3 protein-coding genes are annotated in these 2,538 nt (G+C 65.9%); 2 read left to right on the top strand and 1 reads right to left on the bottom strand.

Annotated elements, in window-relative coordinates:
- Positions 1-1,245: galactokinase (gene galK / locus ABGB16_RS33455; protein WP_347672052.1), on the top strand; the 1,245-nt coding region annotated here is incomplete at its 5' end.
- A 171-nt stretch (positions 1,246-1,416) separates the two neighbouring features.
- On the opposite strand, the gene ABGB16_RS33450 is transcribed toward galK, so the two are convergent.
- On the bottom strand, positions 1,417-2,046 hold the full coding sequence (locus tag ABGB16_RS33450) for an IS6 family transposase (RefSeq protein ID WP_347672053.1): 630 nt from the start codon (positions 2,044-2,046) through the stop codon (positions 1,417-1,419).
- A 99-nt stretch (positions 2,047-2,145) separates the two neighbouring features.
- On the opposite strand from ABGB16_RS33450, the gene ABGB16_RS33445 reads away from it, so the two are divergent.
- The gene (locus tag ABGB16_RS33445; protein ID WP_347672051.1) at positions 2,146-2,418 is read left to right on the top strand and encodes a hypothetical protein; all 273 of its coding nucleotides are present in this window, start codon (positions 2,146-2,148) and stop codon (positions 2,416-2,418) included.
- Positions 2,419-2,538 lie beyond the last annotated feature (120 nt).

Below are 2,538 nucleotides of genomic sequence, written 5' to 3'. Positions count from 1 at the left end.
CTGAGTGGATCTTTCTGGCTAGGCACCCGAAAGATCAGCAGAAGTCGTGCTCGCCTGCTATCCAGCCCTCAACATCAGCGTTTTCATTACATAACCGGACAATACGAAACAACGCCGGGGCCCTGCGCCCCTCCCGACCTGATCGTGCGGTCGCCGGGCCGGGTCAACCTCCTCGGCGAACACACCGACTACAACGACGGCTGGGCTCTTCCTATCGCACTGGACATGGGTACCGACTTCGCGATGCGTCGGCGAAACGACCGCACGTTGCGGGTAGCCGCGCCGCGTTTCGGGACCGAGGATCAGGTGTCGCTTGACCAGCTGCGTCCCCAGGAAGGACCCGAGTGGACCCGCTACGTACGGGGCGTGGCGGCGCTACTGGGCGAGGCGGGCTGCGACCTGGACGGCGCCGACATCCTGATCGGCGGTGACCTGCCGGTCGCGGCGGGTCTGTCGTCGTCCGCATCGCTGGAGCTGGGCATCGCCGCCGGGCTGATGACATTGGCCGGACAGCCAATCGACCGTGTCGCGCTTGCCCAGCTAGGACAGCGGGTGGAGAACGAGATCGTCGGTGTGCAGAGCGGAATCCTGGATCAACTCGCCGTCGCGGGCGGCGTTGCCGGACAGGCGCTGTTGATCGACTGTCGGACTCTCGGCATCGAGCCCGTGCCGCTTCCGCAGGACGTCCGCGTCTTGGTCCTCGAAAGCGGGGTCTCCCGGACGCTGGCGACCTCCGCCTACAACCGTCGACGCGCCGAGTGCGAGTCGGCACTCGGCACGCTCAGCTCAATCGAGCCGGACCTGAAGGCACTGCGCGATGTCAACCCAAAGCTACTGGCCGACGTACAGCAACTGCTCGGGGACGTCGAGCTGCGGCGAGCACGGCATGTGATCACAGAGAACCAGCGGGTGCTCGACGCCGTTGACGCGTTGCGGTCAACAGACGCCGACACGTTCGGCTTGCTCATGACGGCCTCGCACGCAAGCCTGCGCGACGACTACGAAGTGAGTGTCCCCGAGTTAGACACGCTGGTCGACATCGCCGTGTCCGTCCCCGGCGTTCTCGGTGCCCGTATGACTGGCGCTGGCTTCGGTGGGTGCGCGGTCGCTCTGGTGCGGACCGAGGCGGCCGTGGCCGCGATGACGACCATCACCGAGCGATACCGGATGACAACCGGGCATGCAGGAAGCGGATACATCTGCTCGCCCGATGACGGGGTTCGTGTCCGGTGGGCGGAGGGATGAGGTCGATGGAGGCCGCCGAACGCGCACCGTGCGCTCGCCGCGGCCGTAGGGACGGTTGACGTGCTGCGGGTAACTGTGGACGCAGCCTGCGTAGAACGGGCCTCTCGTAGGCGCTCGGCGCCGTTGCGTTGTGGGATCGGAAGATGCGTGAAGCCTGTGCCGGGTGGGCGGTCAGATCGCTTGGGCGAGTTCGGCAAACGCCGCTGCGACCCGCAGAGCGGGCGGGGTGTCGATGGCGAGTTCGTAGTGGCCGCGGCGGAGGTTCTGCATGAAGGCGTGTCCGGCGATGATCACCTGCGCTGTCGTGTCCGTTCGTAGCCCGCGCATCGGTCTCAACCGGTGTTTCAACTGGCTGTGATCAGCTTCGATCGGATTATTGGCGTACTGCTCGACGCGGTGCCACGCGGACGGGATCAGCTCGTCGAGCACGGCAGGGTAGACCGCGGCGGCGTCGGTGACGATCTCGCTGGGTGTCACTTTCACCAGCACGTCGATGACCTGCCCATCCTGGTCGACCGCCCGATACGCGTACCGCCAAACGCCATTCACCTTCACGTACGTTTCGTCGACGAACCACCTGTCACCCGGCGAGTGGCGGGAGAATCGGGCGGCGTCGGCCAGCAGCGGCGTGAACCGCTGCACCCACCGGTAGACCGTGACGTGATCGACCTCGACCCCACGTTCGGCCAGCAGCTCCTCAACGTCGCGATACGAGAGGTTGAAGCGCAGATACCAGCGGACCGCGACCACGATCACCTCGGTCGGGAACCGGAACCCGGCGAACGCCGACGGCGGAGGCAACCACGGGCGAGAGCGGGTCGATGGCTTCACTGCTCAAGCCTGCCTCGATCTTGCCAACGCTCAATACAACGGGGCCCCGCTGAACGAGTCACGAACGCCGTGCGCGAGCGTTGGGCGAACCTCGGTGTCGCCGCCGAGGACTACCTCGACTACGTACGGTCCGGTCGGCTGCCTGATCCGCTCACCAAGGACGCCGCCACCGAGGTGGTGCGCACGCTCCTGGCCACCGGTGGCGGCGACGAACGAACGGTCTCCTGGTGGCTGGACAGCCTTGCGCGCCGAACCGGATGCTTGCACATTAGCGAAATGATCTATTGGCCCGCCGGCCGCTCCTGGACAGCCGAGGAGATAATCGATCATGCCTGGTCTTGATTTTTAACCTTTGCGTTTTTGCTGGTCGGCTTGGGTGCGGGCGCGGTGGATGGTTTTACCGACGTCATGGCGGGGTGCGCGGTGTCGGTTGGGGCTGCCGGGTGGGCGTCCGGGGCCTGG

The organism is Micromonospora sp. B11E3 (genome assembly GCF_039871625.1).
Classification (GTDB): Bacteria; Actinomycetota; Actinomycetes; order Mycobacteriales; family Micromonosporaceae; genus Micromonospora.
This window is presented reverse-complemented; position numbering and strand designations above follow the sequence as displayed.